The sequence below is a fragment of the Nostoc sp. CmiVER01 genome, assembly GCF_034531135.2.
Lineage (GTDB): Bacteria > Cyanobacteriota > Cyanobacteriia > Cyanobacteriales > Nostocaceae > Nostoc.
Window position 1 is genome coordinate 459,801 of record NZ_JAVRBU020000001.1, and the last position, 23,078, is coordinate 482,878.

Below are 23,078 nucleotides of genomic sequence, written 5' to 3' on the forward strand. Positions count from 1 at the left end.
TTTCCAAAAGCAGTTCCTTAAAATTATTTCCAACTTTGAATCAGCATCTGGGCATCCTTAAAAAAGTGGCTCGTCTCAGAAATTTGTTCAGCCATAGCGATCGCATTACGGAATTTACCATTTCTAGCCAACTCTTTGGCAAAAGAAAGCCGACAAAGATCCAACTCCCGCAGTTTTTTCTGATACTGTTCCGAGCTAGGCGGCTCTTCTGAAACCATCACGTTATAAGTAGAACGATTGATGTAGCTTGAAGATGGCTGTTTTAAAGTCTTTGCCACAATTGGCTGCTTGCCTAGATGAAAACGAGATTGTAGTTGCTTTAGGTCAATCTTCCTCCAGATTGAATCAAACAATTGCCTTGTGATACTTATGAAGCGCGAAGTAAACGAGCCTGATGTCCGAAACACATCCTGAAAAATACTTGGATGGAATAGTTGAACATACGCCCGATTTTTTGGCACAATCGTCGCTGTTGATGACTGCGGAGATTGTCGCATCCCCAATTGGAAAACCGTTTGATCCAGATCGTTAGATAATGGCCGCATTGCTTGATAAACTGTTCGATCTGCTGGATTATGAATGGCTGAGTCCGAGTATTGGACAATAGTTCGATCTGTTGGGTTTTGAATGGCAGAATCTGAGTATTGGACAATAGTGTTGTTATGGTTTTGAACTACAGCAACCCCAGCAGCATTAAGATTTTTAGAATTATTATCTAAAGAAAATTGAGCAATGGTATTTGGCGTAAAGCTTACTGCCTCAACGGTTCGGGTAGGTTGGGATGAAGAACTGATCCGTTCTACCGCTCCAGGTTTTTGCAGCGAGAGAGGTACATCATTGACCAATTCTACCGAAGAAGGAGAGTCTTGGGGGCTTGGCTTCGGTAGTCTTTGCAAAACGGTCTTGTCATTTCTTGCTTCTGAAAAAGGACTTGCGACTTGCATAATGGTCACATTCTCTAGCCCGCCGGAGGCATCGCTTACTTCTACTTGTTGCAGTGCCCCCCGTAACTTTTGCTCTGAAGGGTTAAGATCGTTGGATGGATTCTGCATAGAGGTCTGTCTCATAATAATTGAGTGTATAGGTTAAGACATCAATAAACATTTATTTTCTAGACTTGTCATCTAAAAAATATTGATTGGTTTTGCACCCTTCTGAGTGCTTATCCAATTAGCACAACGTTGAAAGGAGATAATCTCAAATTGGCGCAGAGAGAGAGGCAAAAAACAGCCATACTTTTAAGCAACTACTTAGATATAAGCTATATAACTCTATATAAAGGGAGTTTAAAGCAGAAGAGATCAGACAGAAGTCTGATTCTAATTTCCTCACATAAACAAGGAAAATAATATTGCAGAACTAAAGAAGCATATTCCAAAAAAAGCGCTGGATATTCCTTGAGTACCTCTATTAGCGCTCTTTTATATCTTTGCTTAGAGAAAAATGCTCGTGAGCATCCCAGTTTTTTGCAAAGAGGGTAAGAATCAGGCAGGATAGCTAATAGAAGAGTGTATTTACCGATCAATCACTCCACAAAAACAGCAGGCACTTCAAGAACATATACAGGCGAGCGCTAAAATATTGTATGAATACACGTCATCGGCTCCAGGGAAAATCTCAATGGATGTAACCGATTATCAGATTTTTAGGAGTATAAAATTGTTGTGGACATGCTGGTTGGACGCTACGAAATTATTCGAGAATTGGGTGGCGGCGGCTTTGCGATTACCTTTCTAGCAAAGGATTGTCTACAACCCAGTCAGCCGTTATGTGTTGTCAAGCAATTACGTCCTGAACGTACTGAACCTCGGATTGTGGAGTTCTTTGAAACAGAAGCGACTGTTCTGGAAAAGTTGGGTAAATATTCCCAAATTCCTCAATTATTGGCGCATTTTAGAGAAAATAATAATCTTTATATTGTTCAAGAATTTATTGAAGGACATGACCTAAAGGCAGAAATCATTCCAGGTAAGCAATTAAGTGAAAGTTATGTCACTAAGCTATTACAAGATGTTTTACAAGTTTTGTCCTTCGTACATAATCAGCAGGTAATTCACCGCGACATCAAGCCTGAGAATTTGATGCGGCAGCATCGGGATGGAAAGATTTTTTTAATTGACTTTGGGGCAGTCAAGGAACTTAGCACTCTAATAGTAAATGTAGAAGGTAAGGTGACTTCTACCGTCATCGTAGGTACTCCTGGCTATATGCCTAATGAGCAAAAGAATGGTAAACCCATATTTGCTAGCGATATATATGCCTTGGGAGTAATGTTGATTCAAGCATTGACGGGTGTTTCGGCAGTGGACTTTGAAGAGGATGCCAAAACAGGTGAAATTCTCTGGCGTCATCAAGCACGGGTAAGCAAGCATCTAGCTAATGTGTTAAGCAAGATGGTGCGTCGTCATTACAGTTTACGCTACGCCAACGCAACCGAAGTGCTACAAGACCTTTCAAAAAAACTGTCTCCACCACCAACACGGCCACAACAATCAGTTAACTGGTCGCGGCGCAGAGTTATTCAAACCGTAGGGTTAATGGGAGCTAGTTTTAGCTTTGCAATTGGGGTTGAGAAACTCTTGCTCAACAATGCTAAGAGAAAAGCTTTGCCATCAAACTCATCTATTCCCGCAAATAATATTCCAGTACCTTCGCCGAATGAGACTCCAGCATTACCTACAAAAAGCGTAAATACTAAGGAATTAGCTTTAAAAACCTTCCAGTTTGAAGTCATGAAGGTAGATAAGCAAGGAAACATTACTATAATCAGTCCTGGTCAGGCAATTTATTTTATAGAAGACCTTGGTAACGGCAACACACTGGAGATGGTAGAAATTCCTGGCGGTCATTTTCTCATGGGTTCACCAGTAGGAGAAAAACAGCGAAACCCAAATGAGGGGCCGCAGCATCCTATGACCATTAAAGTTTTTTTCATGGGTAAATTTACGGTCACGCAAGAACAGTATCAAGCAGTTATGGGAATCAACCCCTCTTACTTCCAAGGGGCTAATCGACCTGTTGAACAAGTAAGTTGGAATGATGCAGTCAAGTTTTGTCAAAAGCTGTCACTCATGACTAACAAGAACTATCGTTTACCCAGCGAGGCGGAGTGGGAGTATGCATGTCGAGCGGGAACGACTACCCCATTCTATTTTGGTGAAACGATTACGACTGAGATAGCTAACTATAATGGTAGTTATATTTATGGTTCTGCTCCTCCGGGTGAGAATCGTCAGGAGACTATGGATGTTGGTAGTTTACCTGCTAATGCTTTTGGTTTGTATGAGATGCATGGCAATGTCTGGGAATGGTGTCAAGACAAATACCACAATGATTACCGTGGAATGCCTGCTGATGGAAGTGCTTGGGTAAGTGGAAATAATAATCCTTGCCTGCTACGGGGTGGTTCATGGTTAACTCAGTCAAGCGTCTGCCGTTCATCTGCCCGTTTAGACGGAGGCAATTCGGATGTAGCGTTCTACGACTTCGGCTTTAGGGTGGTTTGCACACCAGGGTAAACACATCTTATTTACTTAGGACTTACGCAAAAATTGCTAAAAAGCTTAATTTCTCGAACCGCCAAGACGCCAAGAGCGCCGAGAATTCGTAGAGTGTGCGTAAGTCCTATTACTAATAAAAAGTAAAAAGAATTCCCCAATTATCTGAATAACAGCACAATCAAAGGTTGTATAACGTGCAACAGATCAAAAGTTGTTGCACGTTATGCCAAATAAACTAACGCGCCTACATATTGCACTATTTCCGTGTAGACAGTTATTAGTTAAAAGTGTTTACCAAAAAAGGCAGAGGGCAAAAGGCAGTCCCGATGTGGTAAATAATTTGGCATTCGATATCTCCACCCACACTTACCACCAATTGGTAGAGGACTGAAAGCTCTGGCAAAGTGTAGCTTTGTTACAAGAACTCTGGAAAAGGAAGAAACAGGACAAATGCGATGATCGCCCGCAGGCTACAGCACTTGTGTGTACACGCTCCAAAGGCGTTTGTTGACCAACCCCAATGAGTAGCACACCGTCTAGAAGTGTCCACTTGTCAAGCATGTGTAACTTTTGTTAATATTAAGTCAAGGGAATATATAAAGCTAATGTTGCAAAACACCGGAGAGTAAAAACTATGGATATCCCTATGGAGCTTAACTTAGAGCAAAAATTTAACCTCAAACTTTACGAAGAGCAAATTAAGGGGTTAAACCAGGAAGAATCTAACAAATTGCTTTTAGAGGTGCTGCGGCAGTTAATGGTCAAAGACAATATGATCAAGCATCTTCTCAAGCAGACTTAACTAACTGGGGATATTTGTTAATTTTCTAGAGGACAAATAGAAACAAAAGGATGTAGTAAGCCTTCTTTAGATAAAACTGCAAGCCGACTCTATCCTCTGGCGGTATATATTCAATCTCAACAACAACTGGCGTTAATGTTGCTCCTGCCTAACGAGGTTCATCTCCACAAAGTTCATTACCAAAAGCTTGTCGGATTTACTCAGCACGATCGCGCTATTTTTTAGAACCAAGCAGAAAAATGGGCATCAGGCATTTGTCAATGTTATTTCTCTTCTGCTTTCTTATCTTCTTCATCGCCTCACAATCCCAATCCCCGTTACCCCTTCGCCCCTAATCTTCAAAGCGTACCCCTAGTTCCCCAGTCAGACTAATCCTGACTGGGGATTGTTTGTTAAGGATTATTACTTAGTTTCTCATAACTGAGACTAAGATAGGTGTCATCTTTTATGTTCTATATTGTCTTGTTCAGGGAACAGGCAATCAAGTTTCAGAGAAAACCAATTTTTAAGGAGAGCGAAATGCTTGACGCTTTTTCTAGATCTGTAGTTTCAGCAGATGCCAGCACTACTCCCGTATCTGATATTGCTGCTCTCAGAGCTTTCGTTGCTAATGGTAACAGACGTTTAGATGCTGTAAATGCGATCGCTAGCAACGCTAGCTGTATCGTCTCTGATTCTGTTGCTGGAATGATCTGCGAAAACCAAGGTTTGATCCAAGCTGGTGGTAACTGCTATCCTAACCGTCGCATGGCTGCTTGTCTGCGTGATGCTGAAATCATCTTACGCTATGTAACCTATGCTTTATTAGCTGGTGACGCTTCAGTTCTAGATGATCGTTGTTTGAATGGTTTGAAAGAAACTTATGCCGCTCTTGGCGTACCCACAACCTCTACAGTACGTGCCGTTCAAATCATGAAGGCGTGTGCAGCTGCTCACATTCAAGATAACCCCAGTGAGGCTCGTGCTGGTGCCAAATTGCGTAAGATGGGTTCTCCTGTCGTAGAAGATCGCTGCGCTAGCTTGGTTGCGGAATCTTCCAGCTACTTTGATCGCGTAATTTCTGCTCTGAGCTAAGGAATTTGCGAATCGCAATTCACTCAACAGATTGACATCCAACACAGTTTAAATAAAAAGTCTTTTGGGAGATTTAAGAAATGAAATCAGTTGTTACCACCGTTATCGCATCTGCTGATGCCGCAGGTCGTTTTCCCAGCACCTCTGATTTAGAATCAGTACAAGGTTCTATCCAACGTGCTGCTGCTCGTTTGGAAGCTGCTGAAAAGCTAGCTAATAACATTGATGCAGTCGCAACCGAAGCTTACGACGCTGCGATCAAAAAATATTCTTACTTGAACAACGCTGGTGAAGCTAATTCCACCGATACATTTAAGTCGAAGTGTGCTCGTGACATCAAGCACTACCTGCGCCTTATTCAATACAGCTTGGTAGTTGGCGGTACTGGCCCATTGGATGAGTGGGGTATTGCTGGACAACGTGAAGTTTATCGCGCTTTGGGCTTGCCCACTGCTCCTTATGTTGAAGCTTTAAGCTTTGCTCGCACCCGTGGTTGTGCGCCTCGTGATATGTCTGCTCAAGCATTGACTGAGTACAATGCTTTACTAGACTACGCTATTAACTCTCTCTCCTAGTTTGTTGCCAAACTTGTCATTTGGTGACAAGAGTATATTGTGACTCTACAAGCCTGGAGGTTCTTGGCTCTTTGCTTTGCCTGTTAAGGTTGAGTAATGGCAAAGAATCTTCAGGTTTATTTTGTCTTAATAGGATTGGCAAGTTGATATATATGGATAAACGCTTTTCTAATTTTTTTAATCTCACAGAAGACCAGGCGATCGCTCTTTTGGATACGCCTCAAGACCAATTGAGTGAGGATGATTCACGTTATATTGCCGCTTCTCATTTAATTAATTTTCCCACAGAGCGATCAATTAAGGCGCTGATGCAGGCAGTGCAGCAAACTGACCCCTCGTTGGATAACCGCATCGTCCGCCGCAAGTCGGTAGAGACTTTGGGGCGACTGCAAGCTGAGTCAGCTTTACCTGTGATTCGCACCTGTCTTTTTGATGAAGACTGCTACACCGTGGAAAATGCTGTTTGGGCGATCGGTGAAATTGGGACTCAAGACCCCGATATTTTAGAAGATGTTGCTCAATTGCTGGATAAGCCAGGGCAAACCTATCGAGTAATTATTCACACATTAACAAAGTTTAATTATCAACCTGCCCTAGAACGAATTCGCAAATTTGTAGATGATAGCGATCCACCGACAGCTAGTGCAGCAATGGCCGCAGTTTGCCGTTTAACTGGCGACTATTCCCAGATGGGAAAAGTAGTGGCAATGTTACAACACCCAAATGTTTTAGGACGGCGGTTGTCTATCCAAGATTTAATGGATGCCCGTTACTATGATGCAATACCTTATATTGCCCGATGTCCAGTATCTTTGGTGTTTCGGCTGCGAGGAATTCGGACTTTGGCAGAAGCCGGAATCGCTGCGGGAGCAATTACTTATGCCACGATTCAACCTTATTTAGAGCAGACGTTATACGACCACCCAAATGATCTGAGTTTGGTTCATAGTTACCCAAGCCCCCCTACTTTACCAGTTCTGATTCGGGGATTGTATGAAACAGACTTTGGGCGCTGCTATTTGGCAGCTAAAACTATTCTTGACCATCACGCTGATGCTGCTCCTGAAGCTTTGTTTGCTACCTACGCCGAAGAAGCAAATAATGATTATGGCGCTCACTTCCATGTGATAAAGCTGTTCGGTTGGTTGAAACACACCCCAGCTTACGATTTACTAGTTGAAGGCTTGCATAACAAACAACCACAGTTTCAAAAATCACGGGCAGCAGCAGCGATCGCTCTTGGTGAACTCGGCGGTCCACGGGCAATTCCCGAACTGAAACTTTGTCTAGAAACCAAAATTTGGGATCTGAAGTATGCGGCATTGATGGCGCTAGAAAAACTTGGTGATACCAGTGGTTATGAACAAGTCGCCAACGATGATGATTGGCTGGTTCGTGAAAAAGCCAAGTCAACCCCTACGGGGAATTAAAAATTAAAAATTAAAAATTAATCACACCGATGATAAATCTAGAGGGTTGAAGAAGAGGCAAGGGAGCAGGGAGCAAGGGGGAAAGTTAAAATGGGGATTCGGCCCAATCAATTCGAGAACCACTGCACATTAATGATAATTTATTAAAATCTTGTTATGTCCACAGAAGAACTATTCCAACAACTAAAACACCCCAACCCTCACCTACGCGACCAAGCAATGTGGGAATTGGCTGAGAATCCCGATGAGACAACTATTCCCCGGTTGATGAGTATTCTTGATGAAGAGGATACCACCTATCGACGAGCTGCCGTCAAAGCTCTAGGAGCGATCGGGCCTGATGCAGTGACTCCTCTAGTTGAAGCTTTGCTCAATAGTGATAATGTCACCGTCCGGGGAAGTGCAGCCAAAGCACTGGCACAAGTCGCCATTAATCATCCAGATGTTCCCTTTGCAGCTGAAGGTGTGCAGGCTTTAACGACTGCTCTTAATGACCCCAATCCTGTAGTGAATATTGCAGCTGTCATGGCTCTAGGTGAAATTGGTTCTCCCGTGGTGGATGTTTTGATTGAAGCATTGCAAAGCACAGACAACCCAGCACTGGCAATTTCTATCGTGAATGCCCTTGTCTCAATTGGCGATCGCCGAGGTGTGGAAGTGCTACAATCCCTCATTCAGGATGAATCCACCGACTCCTATGTACGCGAGTCTGCCACTAGTGCATTATCTCGCCTAGAGATGACAGTGAAGTTTCAGCGAGGAGAAAAGTAATATCAATAGGACGAAAATAGCTTGGTAGAGGGAATTTGTGTGGTTGGTAAAATATAAAATAAACCCAACAAAGTTCCTTTACCCTGATAACCGTGAACCTCCAAATCGGCAAAGATAAACCACTTGCAACCACCAGTACAAATATCGTAGAAACAGAAAAAATTCTCTGTCCTCATTGTCAGCGCACAGCGACAAACGGCATTAAATGTAAGGGAATTTGTGTAGCTGACAGTGATTATTAATAGACAGCAACCAACTTCTAACCAAAACTCTTAGTCGATATGTACATTCAAATTAAACCAGAACTAGAGCAATTTATTCAGGCACAGTTAGCAAGTGGTAGATTCGCTAGTGCTGATGATGTCATTAATGAAGCCTTTAAACTGCTACAAGAAAGAGAGCAAAGACTTGAAGAATTACGCCAAAAAATTGCTGTAGGAATTGAACAAATTGAAGCAGGACAGGTAACTGATGGCGAAGCTGTATTTGCTAGATTTCAAGAAAAAATTCGTCTAATTGCTGAGGAGTCCTCTGAATGAATAATTATTCACTTTCAGAGGCAGCAATTAAAGATTTAGATGAAATTTGTGAATATATTGCTCGGATTAACCCAAAAGCAGCCTCTAAGCTTTTTGATGACATTCGTGCCAAGTGTAAATTATTAGCTAATTTCCCAAATATGGGTAAAGATTATAGCATAATTGTACCAAACCTGCGCGGATTTGTTGTGGATAATTATATTATATTTTACTACCCAAGAGAAGATGGAATTAGTGTTGCTCGTGTTGCCAGTGGGTATCGTGATTTAGAATCTTTGTTCACAGATGAATAATAAAACTATAACTGTGTCTTTGGTCTAGAATTTATTGCTGTGTTTAAGAGCATAAAACCAAAATGGTACTAAATTAGTACCAAAAAAGTAACCTCCAAAGCGATGCATACGCCGGGCTTTTTCGCAATAAGCAAGAGTTAATGACATTATTTTAAACTTTATTGAGAATATACTTCACTTATTGACATAATACGGTCGCCCTGAGCAAGCAGCTGAACGGGAACATTACCAATCATCTGTTTCGGACTGGCGTTCAATTTGCGCGATCGCTAATTTCGCAAGAACCCGCACCACCTCTTGTTCATCATTAAGTAGCGGTTGTAATGCTTTTAATGCACTGCGATCGCCAATTTTACCAAGGGAATTGATTGCTGCCTTCCTCACGTCTAAATCAGTATCTTGAATTGCCAAAATTAAATGCGGCACAGAGGGAGGATAATTTACTTGTCCCAAGGCTGCGGCTGCTTCAGTACGAATGAGCGCTTCTGGATCAGTCAGAGCAGAAACTAGAAGGTTGCAGGATTTTTCGTCTGACTGCTCTTGTGCCACATGACCAAGGGCGCCGATGACAGCACATCGGACATCCAAAGAAGCGGCGTTCAAAGCTTTGTATAAATGGTCTGCTGCTTCTGATCCAATAAACGCCAACGCCCATGCAGCAAGACCCTTAATATCCTGTGGATGCTCGTCTGATGCTAAAATTTCCAGCAACGCTGGTACAGATGGTTCTCCTGTTCTGGCTAAAGCCCCGGCGGCTGAACTTCTGACTACCGTATCTTCATCATTTAGAAAAGCATGAAGTAAGTCTGGCACAGCACACGGGTCAGATATGATAGTGAGTGTCTTGGCAGCAGCCCGTCGCACAACTACATTGGAATGATTTGCCAGTGCCTCTATGAGAAATGGCGTTGCTGCTTCACCAATTTCACCCAAGGTTTCGGCAAACCGCAGTCGCACCATTCCCCGTGGATCTCCTAAACCCTCCACTAGTTGTTTGAGAACTTTTTGATCTGTAGAATCGAAGGTTTCTAGTGTAATCTGCTCGTTTACCCTCTGAACTAGATCATCATTTTCAGCTTGCACTCGCAGGATAGGATCATCTACTGCTGGAGCTTTGGAGTTGAGCGATTGACTCATGACAAATTCCCTATCACCGTTATTGTTAAATGATCTAGTACAGACCGGCGGAAATAAACCTACCGTTTTATTACAGCCAGAAAGCCTAAAATTAAAGATTTTTGACTTTTGACTTTTGACTTCCGCTTTGCGGTACTAGTTACCAGATGTCAGAGTAGATTGCTGCTGTCGTAGTGACTCAAGGGTTGCATCTAGCTGGGTAAGCTGAGGTTGCAGGCTAGCAAGTGCTTGTGCTTTCATAATTTTGGCACGCTGCGCCATTGACAAGGTATCGTTAACCAGACGTTCCCGATATTCTTGTAATTCAGCGATCGCTTCTGTGAGTTCTTCAAGGCTGGTTTGAGCGCTTGAGGTGAGTTCTGTAGTATCAGCCATATCCTTTGTGTTTCCTAAAAGTAGATTTAAAATCCCCATGTTCGATTTTCTCAGATTCAGTCATCAACGGACAAACCTTTTTTATAGTCCTAGTTCTACCTTTGATACCAACTTCGGATAGGTAATCTTGTTTCAAACTTATAGAAGAGTTTATTTATCAAGATTTTCAATTTTATTATCCAAAATCCAAAATTTAAAATCCAAAATTGGTATAGCAGTCCTAAATCATTCGTGAAAATTATATCTCTCTTTATTTCTTTCCTTCCTTGGCGTCCTTGGCGTCCTTGGCGGTTCGTTTCTTAATCTATATTTTTCACAACTCAAATAGGATTGCTATATTGCTTCATCTAATCGCTGATGCTAGCTTTCTTTCCAAATCGAATAAAAACCCGTGGATATATTCTTCTGTCCACTCAGCACCGTAAAAACGGGTGAACATTCCCCGTGCTGGGTCTTTTTCGGCTCGATAGCGGAGATAACGCAGTTGAGCCTGTTCAATATCTGCTAAATATTTGGAGTCGGTTATCGGCTGCGCCTGGTCAACAAAATCTAGGTAGGCTTGTAGATAGTCTTTGAAGGCTGCAAACACATGGGTTTCCACTACCTCAGTTTCCTGGGGGCGCGTCCAGAGAAAGGCGGGTGAGAAAAAGGGCTGGGCTTCTTCGGGAAAGTCGCCCCCCCAAGGTAGATGCTGCTGATGTGCGTGAAAAGTTGGCAGCATAGGCTGGGTATACTTCGCCTGATATCCCAAATCATCCCGAAATAGGGGTTGCATATCGAGGGCAATTAAGTGTCCTCCTGGCAAGGTAACTAAATCTGCGCCAAAGAAGGGCAAATCGTAATTCAGATGGGGAAAAATAACGAAATTTAATACTTGAAGTGAGTTACCCCCTTGGACATGGGCGGCTCGAATTTGCCGGAGTTTGTTAGTTTGATAGGCATAGCTAGTCGTTAAGACCTCTTGTTGATGTTTGCCTTTGCCCACTTTTGCTTGCTTCGACTCAAACCCTTGAGGAATTGCATAAGGCTGCAAATTCAAGCGTTCCTGCAAAAGCGCGATCGCATAATCTAAAAATGGCTGATAGAGAGTCAATGTCGCTTCGCTCCCAATTAAAAATTCAAAATTCAAAATTAACTATCACCATTTTTTTGTGGTGATGTAGATTTAAAGCACTATTTGGCTGCATTAACTACTAATGGCACAGCATCCTCAAACAAAAATTCATGCAAAAATCGCTCTGACCATTGATGTCCAAAGTAGCTACTGAACAAACCAGATGCAGGATCGCGATCGGCACTATATTGATCGTAGTCTTTTTGGGCTTTGACAATCCGTTGAATGTCTGACTGGTCGCTCAGAGGTTTAGCTTGGAGTAACATTTGCCAGTACAAATTCAGATAGTCTTTGAATGCCTCAAAGACTCTCGTTTTTACTGTTTCTGCATCGGTTTTGGCAAATAAGAGATATTTTGAGAAGTACTGATTAGCATCGTAAAATTTCATTTCCAAGCCTTGTGCCAAGTCTGGATACTTATCATGTAATGTCTGCAATGGATGTATATACTTCCTCAAGTAAGCTTCATCTTGAAATAAAGGTTGGAAATCCATCACAATCAGGTTTTTCACCTGACCGAAAGACAGAAAATCAATGCCGAGTAAAGGCAACTCGTAATTATGACTAGGATAAATCACACTATTAAGAATTTGGGCACTTGCGCCTGCATCAATGTATGTATAGCGGATTTTCCGTAACTGTGGGCACTGATAGCACCAACTCTGAATTGTGGCGGGGTTTCTGCCGCGATCGCTCACCTGATACTCTAGTCCTGGGGGAATTGGGCGACTTTCTAATGTAAACCGTTGCAAAAGCCATTGTTCCAGATGCTCAAGGAAGCACTTATACATAAAATTTATAGCCTAATTTGCCTTAACCCCAGAGAATAGGGTATTCCCAGATTCGCCGTCTCGAATATGTTAAACAAAGCAACGATCCTTAACGTTAGGATTAGGCGATAGTGCAATGCCTACTGATGGCGATCGCCAGAATGATTGCCTAGAAACGATAGCAAGTCCTTCAAAATTATGAGCGACCAGATGATCAAACGGATGCTCTAGATAAATTGTGTTGTACCATTTGTGCTAAATTCGCCTCAGTTAAATAGCGTCGTTCAGAACAATAGGTCATCAAATACACTCCATTCATCATCCGTACTGTGCTGACGCGCACCCGAAAATCATCGGTCATAAACCAGCAGCGTTCCTGACCTTGGTTGGTTTCATATTCGGTATCGATGGTTAAAATACCATCTTGTCCGAACCAGTAACGGCTAACTACCGGAATTTTTTCTACATAGCCTTGGTTGCGGAGCAATTTTCCCGATCGCCCTGTTTCATCATCTGGCACATCAATTAAGACAGCGACACGATCCTGATTGGGTTCTTGATCGTCGTCATGTTCTTGCCACATAAAGGTAGCACCTCCCTTAGCACTAGCTGGATCGATACCTTGCGGCTGGCAGATTGCTTTTACCCGTGGGTCATCAAGTGCGATCGCGCCTACATAAAGCTTTGATTCTCCCGATTGATCCGGCACCGTATCAAAGTGATGCACCGTGCGTTGGGTAAACCAGACCCCTTCACTCTTACGGAAAAACTCCGTCATGGTCATTGGTGGTACAAAAGGCATAGCTGATCCCCCTAATGATTGTAGATAGGTCGCGGTACAATACCCCTAAATAATCTCACGATTTCAACTCATGATCAGCAGGGATCAGAAGACACCTCAAGAAGTTTTGGCTGTCCTCAAGGCAGGATTTGCTCTAACTCAAGAAGATTTATATCAATTCAACCTCAGTGGTTTAGAACTGCAAAGAGCTAATTTGCATCAAGCTACTTTGATTCGAGCGAATCTCAGCAAAGCGGATCTCAGTGCTGCCGATCTCAGTGGCGCTGATTTACGCGCAGCCGATCTTAGCCAAGCGATTTTAAGGGATGCCAATTTACAGGCAGCTTGTTTGTACCGAGTCGATCTCAGTGGCGCAGATTTACGAGGAGCTATTTTGACCGATACCAAGCTGGTAGGGGCAATATATGATAGCCAAACCCTGTTTCCCGAAGGCTTTAATTACAAATCCTCTGGGGCGATTGGGCCAAATGCCTATTTGAATGGCGCCCAGCTGAATACAGCCAACTTGCGTCATGCTGATTTGCAAGGTGCAAGTATGTTGGGAGCATATTTAGGAGGAGCTGATTTAACTCATGCTAATCTTCAAGGAGCACGGCTAAGTCAGGCTGACTTGCGGAAAGCCTGGTTGCCAGGAGTATCTTTACGCAATGCTCGGTTAAATGGAGCTAACCTCGCAGGAGCTGATTTACGAGCAGCAGATTTAACTGGCGTTGATTTCGAGCATCTGGAAAGCATTGCTGGAGCAGATTTTACCCATGTTCAAGGACTAAGTGACGAAATGCGATCGCGTCTCCTTAGCCAACCAGCACAAGAGCTAGATACACCTCATGCTTTAACCCGCCGTACTACACGCGCTAGCCTAGAAACTAAGTAGGTCGCTGAGATAAGGCAGGGGGCAGGAGGTGAGGGGACAAGGGGCAGGGGGCAGGGGGAAAAAGAGTTTTAGCGTTGTTGACTTTTATTCACACAGTTTGAGGTTATTGTTATGAAAGTTTGAGAATGGGGGCAAAGAGGACAAGGAGGAGAAACAACTCAAAGTTATTTCCTATTCCCCATTCCCCATTCCCTATTCCCTTCTTAAGATTTAGTAGCTGTCCAGTCTTTTTTCAGCAACGCCAGAAAGGTAGCAATTCCTTTAGAAAATCCTAGTGGGTCGGGTAGAACATACTGCGGAAATTCTTCATACGGCCGCCACGGCTCTGAAGAATTATGTCGCAGGTGCAAAACGCGATCGTTCCCTTCCAATTTCCAGAGCATTTGACCGCCAGTGGGAATTTCAGCCATTTGTTTCTCCTATGGTGCAAACAATAATACTCAGTCACAGTTTGCTCTTTCCCAATTCTGCCAGTCTAAATATTAATTTATGTCAACATTGCTACAAAATTTCTAGACTTTTGTGTTGAATTGCTGTAAGAGCATAGATAAATTATAGGTGTTCATCACTGAGTTAGGCATAACTCAAAGAAATAGTTTTTTCTACCTAGTGGTAGAGTCAGCCTCAACTCTTGGAGACGCCACGCGAACGTGGAAGTCAAAAGTCAAAATTAAGAACCCCATAAATGAATTTAGTTGCTCTGCATCCAAATTATTTTTTAGATAAAAGTCAACAGTAAATATTCTCCTCTGTCCCCTTGTCCCCTTGTCCCCGCTCCTCAAAAGATTAAATTCTCCATTGCCGCCCCCACCACCCGATGATCGGCATCCTGCCTCAGTTGCACCAGGGCTTCCTTGGCTTCAGGAGTATCAAAGTGCTTGAGGGCATAAGCAACTCGTACCCGAATATATTCAAACTCAGAATTTTTCATGTTTAGGAGTTGGGACAAAGCTACCTCAGACTGACGGGAAGCCGCCAATGACCCCAGCGCATCTATAGATGCTTCTTGGACTGCGGCATCGTCACCTTCTAGCCCCAGAATACAAACCTCTACAACTTCTTCAGGGCAATCCATTTCTACCAAGGCTGCTAAAATACTGCGACGTACCAACCAGTGATCGTCTCGTAAAAATGTCTGCACCAGATGAGAGGCTGAAATTCTGCCAAACAAGGACAGGGAATTAGACGCTTCTGCGCGGACATTTGGGGTGTTATCAAATTTCATAATTTGCAACAGGGCAGCAAAGGATTCTGAGGTTTTTTGCTTGCCTAACTCCCTAGCAACAAAGGTTCGCACCAGAAATTCTGGGTCTTGGATATGGCGGTTGAGCAAAGGAAAAGCAACATCTGCCGGATAATCTTGCAGGGCAGAGATCGCCTTCAGGCGGTATTGAAAATCCGAGTTTTGCAGATCGGTTTCGATTTGACTGAGATCCATAGAATTGACAATCTGAAATTAAGTGACAGTTTCAAACCCTTCTCAAAGCCCTTCAGGAATGGGAAAGCGTTCTCCTTTTTGGTAAGCGGCGAAGTGCTGCTTAAAGTACAGTGTACTGGTCATATTTGGTTCGTTACTCTGGTCGGGTGTAAATTCATATATCGGCACTTGTTCCCGAATCAGTTGAATCAGATTAGGATGGAGTTGTTCAAAGGATTCAACCCGAGTCGTTGTTGTCTCAAATCGTAAGCGGGCTGGATGACCATAGCCCAGTTTCATCCAGGGTAACCAGGGACAGTCTCGCGCCCAAGTGGCTGAAGGAAGATTCTTCACCCCTGGCCGGGAAATGTGGCTGGTGAAGTATTCTGTCCCATTAAAGGTTTCACCGGGACAATAATCTCGGTATTTGGGATCTGCTGCTAATGGATGAGGATAGGTCAAGGGAATTTCTACGACAGAGGTAACATAGTCTTGTCCTTTGGGAATCACCGTCATTTTCGGTCGAACAGCCCCCTGCACTATGCGATTGGCAATATGCACGATCGCTACAGCAGAACGAGTAGAATCGGGTTGCCATGTATGCAGGATTTCTTGGGTTTGTGGATCGCAAAATAGACCTAACTCCCGATTGATCCGATAACCTACCTGTTCAAACTCAGGATCGGAACGAATAAAAACTTTGGTTGCATTCATCCCAATAATCGAGAATAATTTCTCTCGTGGGCGTTTGCCTGTTTCTTGCCACCAGACTTCTCCCTCCCAGCGATAGTAAAGCTGCTGACCATGATACTTTCTATAGAAATCAAGGTTATTAACTGTGTAGTCTTCTGAATTGTTCATAGTTTCCCTTTTGAGTTTCCTAACAATTTACCGCTACAGTGTTACTAACTAGCCCTGCTGAAATTTTGAAAAAGGGCAGGAGTTCTACTTTTCAACCAGTCTATTAATAGTTTTGACCATGACTCAGCCACAATTGAGTGAAAAAGTTCGAGAACTGATTCAAAAAGCAAGGATTGTCAGTTTTGCTACTTGGCAAAATACCCATCCAGCAGAGGCTATTGGGCTATTCCAGGCGGCTGACGATCAAGGACGCTATCTCACTGATGAAGATTTGCAGCAGATTCAGCAGCTTGTATCAGCAAATACAGAACTCGTTGCCGTAAGTCAGAGGTTACGCGATCGCGTCCGTGAAATCGTAGATGAAGCCAGAACCCATGTATTGGCTACATTCCCCAATATTATCCAACCCGGTGGTGGACTCTACCCAGTAGTAAGGGCAGATGCCTGTTGGCGTGATTTTTGGCACTTTTTACGCTGTATTACTTACGGTATCGCCGGACAGCACACCGACTATACTAGCACCGAAGGATTACACTATATGCAACTGTTGTATCAAGAGTTACAAGTACCTTTAGATGCAATGGTTGTAGGATTAGAAGGTATTAAAACTGCCAGTTTAAAGCGAGTGGAACCCGAGCAACAAGCAATCGTTGCTCCCTACTTCGATCATCTAATTGAGCAATTAAAGCAATTTAGCTAATTATTGGTGCGATCGCTTGGGGCATTAACAGTTAAATGAATCTATTTTGGATTTTTGATTTTGGATTTTTGATTGGCCCCATGCACACCACTTGCTCTACTTAGGGTAGATATTTTAGTTGTCTTAAAACTACACTCTACACTCTACCCTGACAAGGTTTCAGCTTAACTGACTGCGAAACTTACTAATACTAATAGTTAATAACACAACAGCAAAGGCGACTAAAGCCAAAACATTCATCCACAGTACATCTAAGCCAACACCTTTGAGTAAAAGACCTCGAACGATCGCAATGTAATGACGGAGGGGATTGAGTAAAGATAGCGTTTGAAACAAAGGTGGCATGGCTTCAATAGGTGCGATCGCTCCAGAAGTTTGTACCATTGGTAAATTAATAAAGAAAGCTGTCAAAACTACCTGTTGTTGGGAACTATTCACAGTAGCTAACAAAATACCCAAGCTAATCCCGACAAATACATACATACTTGATAGAGCTAAAAATAGCAGAAAACTACCTCGAAATGGTACATGAAATATTACTGTTGCTAAAGTGGTGGCTAATAAAACATCTCCCATTAATAAAAATGCTAAAGGGACAATTTTCGATAGTAATATTTGCCAGTTAGCAGCCGGAGTCATTAGTAATTGTTCTAAAGTACCCGTATCTTTTTCCCGGACTACAGTAATTGCTGATACTAATGTTCCAATTAATGTTAAAACTAAACCCATAACTCCTGGTACAAAAAACCAACTACTCGTCAGTCCAGGATTGTAAAGAAATACAACTTCGGGTGAAACCGGGGGATTTACTTTACCTTGGGTTAATTGTAGATTATATTGCTGGATAATTTGATTCATATAATTTCCGGCAATCCCGGCTGTATTAGCATTTACAGCATCAATAAATACTTGAATTTCTGCTGATTTTTGTGCCAGTTGACGCGGAAAATCGGGAGGAATTATTACCCCAACATCTAGCTTTCCTTCTTCTACCTGGCGACTCAATGCTTTTTCACTGCTTGGTACAGATTCTAAAGTGAAAATCCGATTTGATGTCATGGCTGAAACTAACTCTCGACTAGCACTAACGTTGGCATAGTCAATGACACCTAATCGCAAGTTATGAACGTCGGGATTAAGGATAAATCCATAGAGTAATAATTGAACTGTTGGCGGGACAACTAACAGAACAATTAATTGCTTGTTGCGGAGAATTTGATTAATTTCTTTCCGCATTAATGACCAAAATGGACTATCAAATAATCGCTGAATAAGTTTCATAAAATTACTTTTTATTTAACCATAGAGACGCAGAAAAGCCAGTGCATTACGCTCGTTGTAGCAACTGGCGCGACACAGAGAAATTAATTTGGTAATTGCATTCGGCTTAAAACTCGGCGTGATACGTTGAAAAATACAAATCCCAAAGCTGCAAGCATGAGTAAATCAAACCAAACTCCGGCAAATCCTGTACCACGCACGAAGGCGTCACGAGTGATATCGATATAATAACGCGCCGGAATTATGTTAGGTAGTAGTGATAAGGGAAAAGGAATATTGTTGAGGGGATAAATAAAACCTGAGAGTAATAATGATGTGATAAAGCCTACAAGAGAAACACCTTGTACAGCAGCATTTTGGTTACTACTGCGAACTCCTAAAAGCAATCCAAAAAAAACGCTATCTGTCAGAAATAGTAAAGTACCAAGTACTAATATTATGGGATTGCCAACTATGCCAATTTGGAAAATAATTGATCCTAATATCATAACTACTAATGCCTCCATGATGGCAATTAATAAGTATGCTAATCCTTTACCAAGTAATAGTTCAGTGGCATTAATACTAGAAGCGTAGACTTGTAAAATTGTTCCTTTTTCTTTTTCCCGTACCATTGCGATCGCAGAAAGTAATGAAGGAAAAATCCATAGTACAACTCCGTAAGTTCCTGGCACAATATACAGTGATTCTAATCTCCCAGGATTAAACCATAGACGCATTCTTGCTGTAATACTACTATTAGCAGGTATCAGTCCATGCTCTTGCATGAAAAAGTTTGTCACTCTTTGAATACTATTTCTAATTACACGGGCATTGTTAACATCAGTAGCATCAATTAACACTTGAAAATTTGTATTTCTACCTGCTTGAATATCACGGCTAAATTCCGGCGGAATAATTACTGCGGCTTTAGCAATTCCTTTATCTATTGCATCGCGTGTAGGATTGCCACCAGACCATTGTTTAGGCACAAATTGATTGGTGGCATACAGTCTTTCAATATAACTGTTACTTAGGTTTGTACGACTGAAATCTTGGACAATTAAGGGAATATCTTTACTCTCTAACCTAATGGCAAAACCAAAAATTATTAAACTAATGAATGGCAATAAAAATGCTAGTGCCAACGTCAGGCGATCGCGGCGGAATTGGGCTATTTCTTTTACACATTGGGCAATAATTCGTTTCATATATATTAAGTACGGCTTTAGCTAAAATCAGAGTGTTTTTAAACGCAGAGGAACGCGGAGGAACGCGGAGGTTTTTGGAGGATAATTTGCTGCATACTCATTTTCTATTTTTGCGATCGCTGTACTATACCAATAAAAGCATCTTCTAAAGAAAAAGGAATCGGGCGTAAAGAATTGATAGTAATTTGATTAGCTTCTAAAAGTTGAGTTAGTTGATTTATTTCCTGTTCAGGATGATCGAGAACAACGTGTAAACTATCAGCGAAAATCGAGATGCGCCAAGGCTCGAAATGTTGTTTGAGTATCTTGGAAGCTACTTGGTTTTGATTGACAATAATTTCTATTAATTGTCCCGGTTGCGAGGCTTTGATAGAACTTGGTGAACCTTCGGCGACAGTTTCTCCTGCAACCATAAAACTCATGCGGTTGCACTGTTCAGCTTCTTCTAGATAGTGTGTTGTCACTAAAATAGCTGTACCGTTGCGGGCAAAGTCATTAATCAGCTTCCAAAACTGGCGACGCGCCAGGGGATCTACCCCCGATGTGGGTTCGTCTAAAAATAAAATATCTGGTTCGTGCATCACACAAGCACCGAAAGCAACTCGTTGCTTCCAACCACCTGGTAGCTGTCCAGTAATCATATCTGCTTGTCCTTCTAAACCACAGGTAGCAATTACCCAATCAATTTTTTCCCGTCGAAGTTTGCGAGGTACGCCGTAGACTCCGCTATAAAATTCGAGATTTTGCAGAATAGTTAAATCGTCGTAAAGTGTGAATTTTTGACTCATGTAACCAATACGTCGCCGTAAGTCTGCACTCCGCAGATTTCCGGTTTCACCACCCAAGGAAATTTCACCGCCGCTTGCTGCTAGTAATCCACACAGCATCTTAATTGTGGTGGTTTTTCCAGCACCGTTAGCACCTAACAACCCAAAGATTTCCCCGTAGCGCACTTCAACGTTGACATCTTTAACGGCTTGGAACTTGCCAAAAACACGGTTAAGGTTGTGAGCATATATAGCCAGTGAAGACGCAAATAAAGCATTTGTCTCCTTGTCCCCTTGTCCCCTTGTCCCCTTGTCCCCTTGTCCCCTCTTTCGATAACGAGGAAACGGGAAAAATTGCGGCGCTGAACCTTGTTGTCGCAGGCGCGTGACAAAGACGTTTTCTAATGTGGGTTCGCCATGCTCGATACTGCCAGAAGGTAACTGATGTTGTTGCAGCAGTTCACGGACTTGGATTTCGCCGGAATTTATATCTTCAACAAGGACATCCAAGCGATCGCCAAAAGTTTGCACATCTACTATATTTGTCTGGTCAGTCTGAGATAATATCTCTTCTGTAGCTTGTAAATTTGCTGTTCGCAATTCCAAGCGATGCAAGCCTAAGTTAATCCGTAATTCTTTGGGTGTGCCAATTTCATGAATTTGCCCAGTGTACATCAAAGCCACGCGGTGGCAACGTTCAGCTTCGTCTAGGTATGGTGTCGCAACTACAATTGTCATCCCCTCGGCTGACAATTCTCCTAGCACATCCCAAAATTCCCGCCGGGAAACTGGATCAACACCTGTGGTAGGTTCATCTAATAACAATACTTCTGGTTGAGAAACCAAAGCACAACACAGCGCCAGCTTTTGTTTCATCCCACCAGAAAGTTGTCCCACTAAGCGATCGCCAAATCGCTCTAAATTCATTAATTTTAAATATTTATTGCGGCGTTCCCTTAATAAATCATCTGCTACTTGCCGCAAACCTGCTGCATAACGTAAGTTTTCATCAATACTCAAATCCAAATACAGCGAAAACTGTTGAGTGAGATAACCTGTGATTAATCGGGCATCTCGCGCAGGTTGATTAAATATTTGCACCTCCCCCGCCGTTGCTTCCATCACACCGCCCAAAATGTGAAATGTACTAGTTTTCCCAGCACCATCAGGGCCAATTAAGCCAAACATTTCACCTTTGTTGATACTCAAATCAATTCCCCGCACAGCAGCTAAGTTTCCATAGTGCTTATGCAAACCGCGAACTTCAATTGCTGTGGTTGGCAGGCTAGATGATGGTGGTAAGTTTGCAGAGAAAATAGTAATTTGCTGTTTCATTCCCTTCTACCTCCTGCCCCCTGCCCCCTCTCCCCCAATCCCCACTCCGTGGGGGCCCCGAGTCCCCCTGCCTTCAAACTAATTTCGGCATCTGCTGGCATCCCCATTTTGGCGCAGGGTAAATCTGATTCACTATAAGGTTTTTCGGGGTTAAAGCAGCTATCAGGGTTTTGAACTTTGATCCGAATCCCTACTACTTGTCTGACTCGATCTTTTTGAAAGTAAATATTTTCTGGTGTAAATGAAGCTTGCGGATCGATCGCAATTACTTTACCTTCTAATGGTTTGTCCGGCGCAGAATCAATGAAGATTTTCGTTGTTTGTCCTAGACGCACTTTGCCAATATCACCTTCGGGAATAAAACCTCTAAAATACACTGTTTTGGGGTCAACAATTGTCAAAATATTAGTCTGACTGCTAACTATGGCACCTGGTTCAACACTCCGGGCTGTAACTACTCCATCTAAGGGACTAACTACATTTACATCTTTTTTGGAGTCTGCAATCTGGGTGAGGATTTGCTGATTTGATGCTTGAGCATCTTTCACTTTGGCACGGGCAGAGTTGACTTTTGCCTGTGCAGATTTAAGTTGAGCATAACTTTGCTGCTGCTTTCTAACTAGTGCTGTTAACTGGGCGTTGCGAATGTCAGGATTGAAACCTGTAGTTTTAACTTGAGTTAACGCTCCTGATGTAGCCTGTAATTGTTGGCGTTCGGCATTAACTGCTGCAACTCGTGCTTCTAGGGTTGCGATCGCAGTATCTAAAGTAGTTTGGGCTTGATCGAATTGTTGTTGATTTACCGCCCCTTCTTTTACCAATTGGGCATAGCGATCGCGGTTGATTTTTGCTAAATTAACTTCTGCTGCTGCCTGTTTAACTTGCGCTTGTGCTTGGACTAATGTGGCTCTGGCTGCTGCGACATTTGCTTGTGCCTGCTCAATTCTTCCTTGGGTGTCTCCTTGAGATTGCCGCAAATTCAGTTTGGCTTCGTTAATTTGGCTGTTAATTTCTTGAATTTCTCTGGTGACTCGCTCGACATCTGAAATTGCCTGTTGTTCATCATATTTAGCAGATGTCACTCTTGCTTGAGTACCGAGTAGTTGTTGTTGCAGCAATTGATCGTCTGTGTTGTCTAACTTAATTAACTCTTGCCCCTTTTTAACTGCTGCCCCTTCCCGCACGGCAATTGTCTCAATTCTTCCAGAACGCTTGATCCCAATCTCGGTTTCATAACCCTCAATCCGCCCGCTAACTTGCAGTATATTTGCTGATACTTGCGGTTGAGAGCGCCACACAGCGTAGCCAATGCCACTTACCACCACTAGCCCTATCAGTAAAAAAATGGGTTTTTTGCGGCGTTGCTGCTTCGATACTGGCGTATCTTTAAGATTTTCCGGGGATGTCGGGATAGTCTGAGTCATAGTAGCAGCCTGGATTGTGAAAAATATTTTGTATAAGAGAATGGAAA

The 23,078-nt window shown here is 42.7% G+C and carries 24 protein-coding genes; 10 read left to right on the plus strand and 14 right to left on the minus strand.

Annotated features, from left to right (window positions below; genetic code table 11):
• Window positions 1-23: 23 nt before the first annotated feature.
• The gene (locus RMZ43_RS01710; RefSeq protein ID WP_322653302.1) at window positions 24-1,052 is read right to left on the minus strand and encodes a hypothetical protein; all 1,029 of its coding nucleotides are present in this window, start codon (window positions 1,050-1,052) and stop codon (window positions 24-26) included.
• A gap of 618 nt (window positions 1,053-1,670) precedes the next feature.
• Between RMZ43_RS01710 and RMZ43_RS01715 the strand changes: the two genes are divergently transcribed.
• The 6 genes from RMZ43_RS01715 (at window position 1,671) to RMZ43_RS01740 (ending at window position 8,152) form a co-directional block, all read left to right on the plus strand.
• Window positions 1,671-3,518, plus strand: a complete 1,848-nt coding sequence (locus RMZ43_RS01715; RefSeq protein ID WP_322653322.1) for a bifunctional serine/threonine-protein kinase/formylglycine-generating enzyme family protein — start codon at window positions 1,671-1,673, stop codon at window positions 3,516-3,518.
• 616 nt (window positions 3,519-4,134) lie between these two features.
• A complete protein-coding gene (locus RMZ43_RS01720; protein ID WP_109008822.1) occupies window positions 4,135-4,302 on the plus strand; it encodes an NblA/ycf18 family protein in 168 nt (55 codons plus the stop codon).
• Between the two features lie 519 nt (window positions 4,303-4,821).
• A complete protein-coding gene (gene cpeB / locus RMZ43_RS01725) occupies window positions 4,822-5,376 on the plus strand; it encodes a C-phycoerythrin subunit beta (protein ID WP_322645876.1) in 555 nt (184 codons plus the stop codon).
• An 80-nt stretch (window positions 5,377-5,456) separates the two neighbouring features.
• The gene (cpeA, locus tag RMZ43_RS01730; RefSeq protein ID WP_322645877.1) at window positions 5,457-5,951 is read left to right on the plus strand and encodes a C-phycoerythrin subunit alpha; all 495 of its coding nucleotides are present in this window, start codon (window positions 5,457-5,459) and stop codon (window positions 5,949-5,951) included.
• 152 nt (window positions 5,952-6,103) lie between these two features.
• On the plus strand, window positions 6,104-7,381 hold the full coding sequence (locus RMZ43_RS01735; protein WP_322653301.1) for a HEAT repeat domain-containing protein: 1,278 nt from the start codon (window positions 6,104-6,106) through the stop codon (window positions 7,379-7,381).
• A 156-nt stretch (window positions 7,382-7,537) separates the two neighbouring features.
• On the plus strand, window positions 7,538-8,152 hold the full coding sequence (locus RMZ43_RS01740; RefSeq protein WP_322645878.1) for a HEAT repeat domain-containing protein: 615 nt from the start codon (window positions 7,538-7,540) through the stop codon (window positions 8,150-8,152).
• A 2-nt stretch (window positions 8,153-8,154) separates the two neighbouring features.
• On the opposite strand, the gene RMZ43_RS01745 is transcribed toward RMZ43_RS01740, so the two are convergent.
• Window positions 8,155-8,328, minus strand: coding sequence for a hypothetical protein (locus RMZ43_RS01745; protein WP_322653324.1), 174 nt, complete (start codon window positions 8,326-8,328; stop codon window positions 8,155-8,157).
• 105 nt (window positions 8,329-8,433) lie between these two features.
• Between RMZ43_RS01745 and RMZ43_RS01750 the strand changes: the two genes are divergently transcribed.
• Window positions 8,434-8,691 carry a type II toxin-antitoxin system ParD family antitoxin gene (locus tag RMZ43_RS01750; RefSeq protein WP_322645880.1) on the plus strand — a complete coding sequence of 86 codons (258 nt, stop codon included), beginning with the start codon at window positions 8,434-8,436 and terminating at the stop codon, window positions 8,689-8,691.
• Window positions 8,688-8,984: a type II toxin-antitoxin system RelE/ParE family toxin gene (locus RMZ43_RS01755; protein WP_322645881.1), complete on the plus strand. Its 297-nt coding sequence runs from the start codon at window positions 8,688-8,690 to the stop codon at window positions 8,982-8,984. Before RMZ43_RS01750 ends, RMZ43_RS01755 begins: the two co-directional genes overlap by 4 nt.
• A 225-nt stretch (window positions 8,985-9,209) precedes the next feature.
• Here RMZ43_RS01755 and RMZ43_RS01760 read toward each other — a convergent pair whose 3' ends face one another.
• The 5 genes from RMZ43_RS01760 to RMZ43_RS01780 all read right to left on the minus strand — a co-directional run bounded on the left by RMZ43_RS01760 (window position 9,210) and on the right by RMZ43_RS01780 (window position 13,182).
• On the minus strand, window positions 9,210-10,121 hold the full coding sequence (locus RMZ43_RS01760) for a HEAT repeat domain-containing protein (RefSeq protein ID WP_322653300.1): 912 nt from the start codon (window positions 10,119-10,121) through the stop codon (window positions 9,210-9,212).
• Window positions 10,122-10,256: 135 nt separating this feature from the next.
• The gene (locus tag RMZ43_RS01765; protein ID WP_322653299.1) at window positions 10,257-10,535 is read right to left on the minus strand and encodes a hypothetical protein; all 279 of its coding nucleotides are present in this window, start codon (window positions 10,533-10,535) and stop codon (window positions 10,257-10,259) included.
• 304 nt (window positions 10,536-10,839) lie between these two features.
• Window positions 10,840-11,625 carry a phycoerythrobilin:ferredoxin oxidoreductase gene (locus RMZ43_RS01770; protein WP_416212024.1) on the minus strand — a complete coding sequence of 262 codons (786 nt, stop codon included), beginning with the start codon at window positions 11,623-11,625 and terminating at the stop codon, window positions 10,840-10,842.
• 44 nt (window positions 11,626-11,669) lie between these two features.
• Window positions 11,670-12,401 (minus strand): 15,16-dihydrobiliverdin:ferredoxin oxidoreductase, encoded by a 732-nt coding sequence (locus tag RMZ43_RS01775; RefSeq protein WP_322645884.1) that lies wholly within the window; start codon window positions 12,399-12,401, stop codon window positions 11,670-11,672.
• A 193-nt stretch (window positions 12,402-12,594) separates the two neighbouring features.
• On the minus strand, window positions 12,595-13,182 hold the full coding sequence (locus RMZ43_RS01780) for a phycobiliprotein lyase (RefSeq protein ID WP_322645885.1): 588 nt from the start codon (window positions 13,180-13,182) through the stop codon (window positions 12,595-12,597).
• A 70-nt stretch (window positions 13,183-13,252) separates the two neighbouring features.
• Here RMZ43_RS01780 and RMZ43_RS01785 point away from each other — a divergent pair, with 70 nt between their 5' ends.
• A complete protein-coding gene (locus RMZ43_RS01785; RefSeq protein WP_322645886.1) occupies window positions 13,253-14,056 on the plus strand; it encodes a pentapeptide repeat-containing protein in 804 nt (267 codons plus the stop codon).
• 203 nt (window positions 14,057-14,259) lie between these two features.
• Here RMZ43_RS01785 and RMZ43_RS01790 read toward each other — a convergent pair whose 3' ends face one another.
• The 3 genes from RMZ43_RS01790 to RMZ43_RS01800 all read right to left on the minus strand — a co-directional run bounded on the left by RMZ43_RS01790 (window position 14,260) and on the right by RMZ43_RS01800 (window position 16,334).
• Window positions 14,260-14,466: a hypothetical protein gene (locus tag RMZ43_RS01790; RefSeq protein WP_322645887.1), complete on the minus strand. Its 207-nt coding sequence runs from the start codon at window positions 14,464-14,466 to the stop codon at window positions 14,260-14,262.
• A gap of 368 nt (window positions 14,467-14,834) precedes the next feature.
• Window positions 14,835-15,494: a HEAT repeat domain-containing protein gene (locus tag RMZ43_RS01795; RefSeq protein ID WP_322645888.1), complete on the minus strand. Its 660-nt coding sequence runs from the start codon at window positions 15,492-15,494 to the stop codon at window positions 14,835-14,837.
• 42 nt (window positions 15,495-15,536) lie between these two features.
• Complete coding sequence (locus RMZ43_RS01800; RefSeq protein ID WP_322645889.1) at window positions 15,537-16,334, minus strand: DUF1838 family protein; 798 nt, start codon at window positions 16,332-16,334, stop codon at window positions 15,537-15,539.
• 118 nt (window positions 16,335-16,452) lie between these two features.
• Here RMZ43_RS01800 and RMZ43_RS01805 point away from each other — a divergent pair, with 118 nt between their 5' ends.
• Complete coding sequence (locus tag RMZ43_RS01805; protein ID WP_322645890.1) at window positions 16,453-17,034, plus strand: phycobilisome protein; 582 nt, start codon at window positions 16,453-16,455, stop codon at window positions 17,032-17,034.
• A 159-nt stretch (window positions 17,035-17,193) separates the two neighbouring features.
• Here the strand turns inward: RMZ43_RS01805 and RMZ43_RS01810 are convergent, their stop codons facing one another.
• The 4 genes from RMZ43_RS01810 to RMZ43_RS01825 all read right to left on the minus strand — a co-directional run bounded on the left by RMZ43_RS01810 (window position 17,194) and on the right by RMZ43_RS01825 (window position 23,031).
• Window positions 17,194-18,315 (minus strand): ABC transporter permease, encoded by a 1,122-nt coding sequence (locus tag RMZ43_RS01810; RefSeq protein ID WP_322645891.1) that lies wholly within the window; start codon window positions 18,313-18,315, stop codon window positions 17,194-17,196.
• A gap of 83 nt (window positions 18,316-18,398) precedes the next feature.
• Window positions 18,399-19,505, minus strand: coding sequence for an ABC transporter permease (locus RMZ43_RS01815; protein WP_322653298.1), 1,107 nt, complete (start codon window positions 19,503-19,505; stop codon window positions 18,399-18,401).
• 104 nt (window positions 19,506-19,609) lie between these two features.
• Window positions 19,610-21,607, minus strand: a complete 1,998-nt coding sequence (locus tag RMZ43_RS01820) for an ATP-binding cassette domain-containing protein (protein WP_322653297.1) — start codon at window positions 21,605-21,607, stop codon at window positions 19,610-19,612.
• Entirely contained in the window at window positions 21,604-23,031 is a 1,428-nt protein-coding gene (locus RMZ43_RS01825) for an HlyD family secretion protein (protein WP_322653296.1), read from the minus strand. Before RMZ43_RS01825 ends, RMZ43_RS01820 begins: the two co-directional genes overlap by 4 nt.
• Between the last annotated feature and the right edge of the window lie 47 nt (window positions 23,032-23,078).

Coding starts and splice junctions, on each gene's coding strand:
- RMZ43_RS01710 (WP_322653302.1), bottom strand. CDS start 1,052: ATGCAGAATCCATCCAACGATCTTAACCCTTCAGAGCAAAAGTTACGG.
- RMZ43_RS01715 (WP_322653322.1), top strand. CDS start 1,671: ATGCTGGTTGGACGCTACGAAATTATTCGAGAATTGGGTGGCGGCGGC.
- RMZ43_RS01720 (WP_109008822.1), top strand. CDS start 4,135: ATGGATATCCCTATGGAGCTTAACTTAGAGCAAAAATTTAACCTCAAA.
- cpeB (WP_322645876.1), top strand. CDS start 4,822: ATGCTTGACGCTTTTTCTAGATCTGTAGTTTCAGCAGATGCCAGCACT.
- cpeA (WP_322645877.1), top strand. CDS start 5,457: ATGAAATCAGTTGTTACCACCGTTATCGCATCTGCTGATGCCGCAGGT.
- RMZ43_RS01735 (WP_322653301.1), top strand. CDS start 6,104: ATGGATAAACGCTTTTCTAATTTTTTTAATCTCACAGAAGACCAGGCG.
- RMZ43_RS01740 (WP_322645878.1), top strand. CDS start 7,538: ATGTCCACAGAAGAACTATTCCAACAACTAAAACACCCCAACCCTCAC.
- RMZ43_RS01745 (WP_322653324.1), bottom strand. CDS start 8,328: ATGAGGACAGAGAATTTTTTCTGTTTCTACGATATTTGTACTGGTGGT.
- RMZ43_RS01750 (WP_322645880.1), top strand. CDS start 8,434: ATGTACATTCAAATTAAACCAGAACTAGAGCAATTTATTCAGGCACAG.
- RMZ43_RS01755 (WP_322645881.1), top strand. CDS start 8,688: ATGAATAATTATTCACTTTCAGAGGCAGCAATTAAAGATTTAGATGAA.
- RMZ43_RS01760 (WP_322653300.1), bottom strand. CDS start 10,121: ATGAGTCAATCGCTCAACTCCAAAGCTCCAGCAGTAGATGATCCTATC.
- RMZ43_RS01765 (WP_322653299.1), bottom strand. CDS start 10,535: ATGGGGATTTTAAATCTACTTTTAGGAAACACAAAGGATATGGCTGAT.
- RMZ43_RS01775 (WP_322645884.1), bottom strand. CDS start 12,401: ATGTATAAGTGCTTCCTTGAGCATCTGGAACAATGGCTTTTGCAACGG.
- RMZ43_RS01780 (WP_322645885.1), bottom strand. CDS start 13,182: ATGCCTTTTGTACCACCAATGACCATGACGGAGTTTTTCCGTAAGAGT.
- RMZ43_RS01785 (WP_322645886.1), top strand. CDS start 13,253: ATGATCAGCAGGGATCAGAAGACACCTCAAGAAGTTTTGGCTGTCCTC.
- RMZ43_RS01790 (WP_322645887.1), bottom strand. CDS start 14,466: ATGGCTGAAATTCCCACTGGCGGTCAAATGCTCTGGAAATTGGAAGGG.
- RMZ43_RS01795 (WP_322645888.1), bottom strand. CDS start 15,494: ATGGATCTCAGTCAAATCGAAACCGATCTGCAAAACTCGGATTTTCAA.
- RMZ43_RS01800 (WP_322645889.1), bottom strand. CDS start 16,334: ATGAACAATTCAGAAGACTACACAGTTAATAACCTTGATTTCTATAGA.
- RMZ43_RS01805 (WP_322645890.1), top strand. CDS start 16,453: ATGACTCAGCCACAATTGAGTGAAAAAGTTCGAGAACTGATTCAAAAA.
- RMZ43_RS01810 (WP_322645891.1), bottom strand. CDS start 18,315: ATGAAACTTATTCAGCGATTATTTGATAGTCCATTTTGGTCATTAATG.
- RMZ43_RS01815 (WP_322653298.1), bottom strand. CDS start 19,505: ATGAAACGAATTATTGCCCAATGTGTAAAAGAAATAGCCCAATTCCGC.
- RMZ43_RS01820 (WP_322653297.1), bottom strand. CDS start 21,607: ATGAAACAGCAAATTACTATTTTCTCTGCAAACTTACCACCATCATCT.
- RMZ43_RS01825 (WP_322653296.1), bottom strand. CDS start 23,031: ATGACTCAGACTATCCCGACATCCCCGGAAAATCTTAAAGATACGCCA.